Here is a 5,212-nt window from a genome sequence, read left to right as displayed (position 1 = left end):
ATCTCTGGCTGGGATTGTGAGGGCGACTGGGGTTTCGGAACGGTGGTTGCAATACTATGTTAATAAAAAATTAGGATCTGTAAAAAGAGAAGTAGAAGTGAAGTCAAAAAAGAAAGGGAAGCTAACAATTCAATGTGATGAAATGTGGTCATTTGTGGGCCATAAGGATAACAAGCAGTGGAGTTGGCTGGCAATTGATGCCTCAACCAAAAAAATTGTAGGAGTATATATTGGCAAAAGAGAGCAAGGTGGCGCTCAAGGATTATGGGATTCTTGTGCGACCAGTTCCAGAGTCAATGTGCCGTAAGTTATACAGACTTCTGGAGCGCCTATGGAACAGTTTTTCCTCAAAAAAGATACAAGGCAGTAGGAAAGGAGACTGCTCTGACAAACTATATAGAAAGATTTAATAATACGATGAGACAAAGAATATCTAGATTGGTGAAAAAAACTCTTTCATTCTCCAAAAAACTCTCCAATCATATTAAGATATTTGGTATTTTATCCATGAGTATAACGCCAGTTTATCTATCAATTAAAACCCTTGATTTTCCTTGCTATGCCGGACTACCTGATATAGAACGTTTCTATGACTTGACACTGGGTATGTTGCCCTTTTTGAGACTAATACCCCCATTTGCGATCATCCCGATCGCATTTAACTTCTTCAGCATAGCCGTAGTCTCAGTCAGCGCGGTTTTTGTTACCAGGTCAATACGTGCCACCAACACTACCCCCCGGCAACAGGATGCAAGCAACAGACTATCTACCATCCCTAAAACAGGAGGTGCATTCACCAGAACTAAATCATAGGCCTGCTCAAACCCTGTCATTAATCTTTGCATTTGAGGAGAACTTAACAGATTCACTGAATCATGGGGTATTGACCCGGAAGTCAAAATATCAATATATAGGTCTGATCCTGGAATATGACTGCGTATGGGCATCGTAGCGTTACTTTCCAGCAGAGTTGAAAGCCCATACTCATTAGGGAGATTGAGCTGTTTATGCAGCATCGGCTGATGGAAATCAGCATCAATTAGCAGTACCCGTTGATGTAGACGCGCAGCACTAATGGCTAAACCTAATGCGATCGTTGATGTTCCCTCACCATCCAATGCTGAAGTAATGATTAAAGGACTGAAGCTCGAACCAAAATTTTGAAGTTGAATGTTCTTATAAATTAAGTCAAAGGATTTCCAAGCTGGTGGACTATGAATTACTTCAATCGTGCAAGGCTCGGCACCTTCAGGCTTGCCGAAAGGTAGCTTGATGATTGGTTCGGTTGCCGAACTAGGAGAAACTTGACGCTTCTTGCCGAACGGTAGCTGAATGATTAGTTTGTTCTTCTTGGCTAGAGGTAGCTGTGGAGTCATTCCTAGTAGAGGCAGAGGAACCACTTTTGTTAACTGATCCGAGCTATGAATAGAATCATCCAACATATCGCGAGCAAAAGCTACAGCAACACCCAAGAACAACCCAACTACGACACCCAGCATAATGTTCTGTTGTTTTTTGGAAATACTCTTTTTACCAGGCTGCGGTATTTCGACAACTTGCCAATCAAATCCACCTCTGGCAATTTCCAGACTTAAGTCCTGTCGTGCTTTCTCTAACTGTTGAAATGTTTCACGCTTAAGTAGTATCTCTGTTTGTAAACGAGTATACTTAGCCAATAGATTAGGAAATCGATCGAGTTCTACACGGAGTTGATCCTCTTTTCTGGCAAGTGCTTCGTCCCGCGCAATTAAGCCTTTTAAATTAGTCTGAATATCGATAAGCTTAGTAGCGATAGTTAAGTCAGTTGGACCTAGTTGCCTTGCTTGCAAAAGGCTTTCTTTCGTACCCGATATCTGACCAGACACTTCTGGTGTAGCACGTTGCCCTTCTGCTTCCAAGAGACTTAGTTGTTTGTTTCGCTCGGAGAGCAGCTTTTGCATAACCGGGTTTCTGTCAGTGAAACGTATTCGTTGCTGGGCGATGGCTAAATCTGTTTTTTGGATTTCATTGAGTAAGGCTTGATAACGAGAAGACTGACTCAGCCTTGCTGAAAAGAGCGCTTCCTGCGGAGAACTAGCAAGTTGCCGTTGCGAAGATTCGTATTGAGCTTGAAGCTCTTTTCTGCTCGCCTGGTTTGCCCGTCGCTCCTGCTGAATGGCGTTAATTGCATCAGTCAGAGCTTTTGCTTGTCCTTCCGGCTCAATCAGATTTTGATTTTTGCGAAACTGTTCTAAATTCCCCTCAACTTGAGCAACTTTCGCACGAACATTTGGTAATTGTTCATCAATGAAGGCAAGACCTTTAGTTAAACGTAGTCTTTGTTGTTCTCGGTTGTAATCTAGATAAACCCGTTGCATTATTTGTAGCACTTTCTGGGTTTCAGTCGGATTATTAGCCGTGTAAGTTACTTCAAAAATTTTAGTCTGGGCTTTTGCCTTCTCATCCGCCACTTGAGTGACGACTAAGGATTTTTTAATCTGCTCTACATCGATCCCTGGGTATTGAGGACGAAGCAATTTCACGGCTTTTTGGAGGAGCTCAGAACCTTGCATGAGACTAAGCTGAGTAGCATTGTCTATCTCAACATTAGAATCAGCAAATTGATTATCTGTTTTACTGTTTTTTTTGCCTTGATAATTAGATTCTACCAGGAGCTGCATGGAGCTTGTATAGGTAGGCTTTTCCTTCAATGCTATTGCAGTGGCACCAGCCAAGGCAACACACAAAACACTTAGCAACCAAAAGCGTCTACGGATTAAAACTCCAAATAGTTCTCCATAGCCCGCTTCTGTTTCATCAATTGAGTTGATATTATTTTCAGTCACTTCTATGCCTCGATCATAAATCTATTAAACCAAATATATTTATGGCTGATGATAGCCGCAAACTTCCCGAATCACCTTGTCTACTTTTTTAAAGAAAGCATCTTCGGAAAAGTTACCGATCGCATGATCTCGAATTTTCTCATAATCCCAGGCAATTTTCCTGGACTTAATTAGTGCTTCTTGAAGAGATTGAGGTGCTTGTTCATTGAAAAAAAGCCCAGTCTCACCTGGAATCTGAGTATCCAATACACCACCTTTACCATAGGCAATGACGGGTGTTCCACTAGCATTGGCTTCCACTGGAACTAAGCCATAATCTTCCAATGCTGCAACAATCATACCACGAGCTTTAGACATCAACCGACTACGTTTTTCATCCTTGACATGACCTAGAAATTTAATATTTTTTAAAGCTCTAGACTCAAGACGCTCTCGCTCTGGGCCATCGCCGGTGATCAATAGTGGCCATCCCAGCCAATTGAATGCTTCAATAATTATATCGATGCGTTTGTAACCAAGAAGACGAGCTGAGGTTAAGTAAAAGTCCTCCTTATCTTTGGAAAAAATAAATTTTTTGATGTCAATGGGATAGTTAATCACAACTGATTGCTTTCCATAAAATTGCTGGATACGACTGGCAACTGTGCTGGAATTAGCAATGTAAAAGTCTGGCTCCTGAGCCGAATCTAAATCGGCTTTTCTCATCTGCTTAAAAATTGGTCCGAGCATACCAGCCATATTTCGATAGGTAGCATAGTCTCGAAGATATGTGTTGGTATCCCACAAAAAACGGGTGACATTATGACAAAAACAAATATGTTTTGCTCCTGGTTTTTTTCGCACAGCTTTAGCAAAGCTGGTGGTACTGCTGATAATTAGATCATAATCTTGTAGATCCAAGGCTCGAAAGGCTGAAAAATAAAATGGAGCCATTAGCCTAAAATTCTTACTTGCGCCTGGAACCTTCTGAAGTACCGTGGTCCGAACTTCGCGATCCCCTAAATTAATGGTTTTTTCGGGGTCGTACAGAGACGTAAAAATGTCAGCATTAGGGTAGTGTTTACACAACAATTCAAATACCCGCTCTGCCCCACCGGGTTGTGTCAAGTAATCATGGACTAATGCAACTTTCATAATACTCTCTCTATGTTATATCATCCGACACGGACAAGGCCATTGTACAAATATTTCTTCTTTCACCGTTCCTAGAGCACGTCATCAATTCAACCAGATAACGGAAGCACCAAGGTAAATCGCACCGAGAAAGTTGGTTACAGGTTAGACGAACGTATGGTAATCGCCCGATACTGCTTCAGTTGGGATCATCAGTTTTCAATTCCGTTGGCGAGCCTTGTAGAAGTCCAGATCGTGAGTACGAGGGTTACATCGCTTGGGCTTAGGCGGAATTACTGGTGTCTTGCCTTGTACATGAAGCCGATTACTTACCTATACGGTCAGTATGATACCCCCTACTGGCAACCACTGTGTCGGCAATCACCTACGCAGAAGTTTTTCAGACCCATCTAACCCACATTCCGCACCCCCCAAATGGCACAGGTAGTCCTAAACAAGTAATGATAAATTGTAGTGATGGATAAAATACCAAATCGCACCGATGTGATTATTTAACGACTTGGAAAAAGATAAGGTCTTTCGTACCAAACGAGACACCCGTTGTCGGAGAGTGTTATTGAAGCGCTCGATATAACTGGTTTTACCCGTCTCTTGGACGACCGCCTGATGTCGCTTGCTGGGTAACACCTTCGAGTAAGCCGCCCAGAAATCCGTGTAGGCGACGGCACATTGTCGATAAACCGGCGGTAAGGATTTCCATAATTCACTCGCGACTGCAGAGTCTCTTGCCTCAATGTAAACCCCCACAATTTCACGGGTCTTGGCGTCTAAGGCTAACCAGATCCACTGTTTATTGCCTTTATTGTCTACAAATGACCATAATTCATCACATTGAATCGTTAGCTTTCCTTTTTTTTTTGATGACACCTGTACGGTTCGGGGTAAAGAGGGCGTATTTCCGGTTAACATAATCTTGGAGCCATTGCTCCGAAACCTTGAGGGGACGGGCGATGCCGGCAAGATAGAGGCGTTCTATAGCAATCCTAAATCATTATCAAGACTATGATACAATTATAGCCTTTCTCAGAAAGATGAGGTATCATGTTACTGACACTCACTTGTGAGGGTTAAACAGAGAAGATAAGATAACATGAACTATAATTACATGGTTCATTACAGCCACGCGAAAGCGATAAGTAGTTAAGCAAAATTAATTACATAATTATCTCCAAATTATTTAAGAATTTTTTCTACAGATGAAACAAGAGATTGCCAGCTAGAGTAGGCATCTATTTCGAGCCATTGATATTTGA

At 42.0% G+C, this 5,212-nt stretch carries 2 protein-coding genes and 2 pseudogenes; 1 reads left to right on the top strand and 3 read right to left on the bottom strand.

Features of this window, described 5'->3' with window-relative positions:
* A pseudogene (locus QT994_RS27165) lies at positions 1 to 539 on the top strand (IS1 family transposase); the annotation flags it as partial.
* 48 nt (positions 540 to 587) lie between these two features.
* Here the strand turns inward: QT994_RS27165 and QT994_RS27160 are convergent.
* The 3 genes and pseudogenes from QT994_RS27160 to QT994_RS27150 all read right to left on the bottom strand — a co-directional run.
* Positions 588 to 2,825, bottom strand: a complete 2,238-nt coding sequence (locus tag QT994_RS27160) for a polysaccharide biosynthesis tyrosine autokinase (RefSeq protein ID WP_333180170.1) — start codon at positions 2,823 to 2,825, stop codon at positions 588 to 590.
* A gap of 39 nt (positions 2,826 to 2,864) precedes the next feature.
* On the bottom strand, positions 2,865 to 3,959 hold the full coding sequence (locus QT994_RS27155) for a glycosyltransferase (RefSeq protein ID WP_333050722.1): 1,095 nt from the start codon (positions 3,957 to 3,959) through the stop codon (positions 2,865 to 2,867).
* Positions 3,960 to 4,388: 429 nt separating this feature from the next.
* Positions 4,389 to 4,944, bottom strand: a pseudogene (locus tag QT994_RS27150) (IS1 family transposase); the annotation flags it as partial.
* Between the last annotated feature and the right edge of the window lie 268 nt (positions 4,945 to 5,212).

The sequence above is a fragment of the Microcoleus sp. S13_B4 genome (assembly GCF_036700885.1).
Classification (GTDB): domain Bacteria; phylum Cyanobacteriota; class Cyanobacteriia; order Cyanobacteriales; family Microcoleaceae; genus Microcoleus.
Note: the sequence above shows the minus strand (reverse complement) of the source record. Positions and strands in the feature narration are given on the sequence as shown.

Excerpts from the sequence above, each read along its gene's own strand:
- QT994_RS27155 (WP_333050722.1), bottom strand. The coding sequence starts at position 3,959 with ATGAAAGTTGCATTAGTCCATGATTACTTGACACAACCCGGTGGGGCA.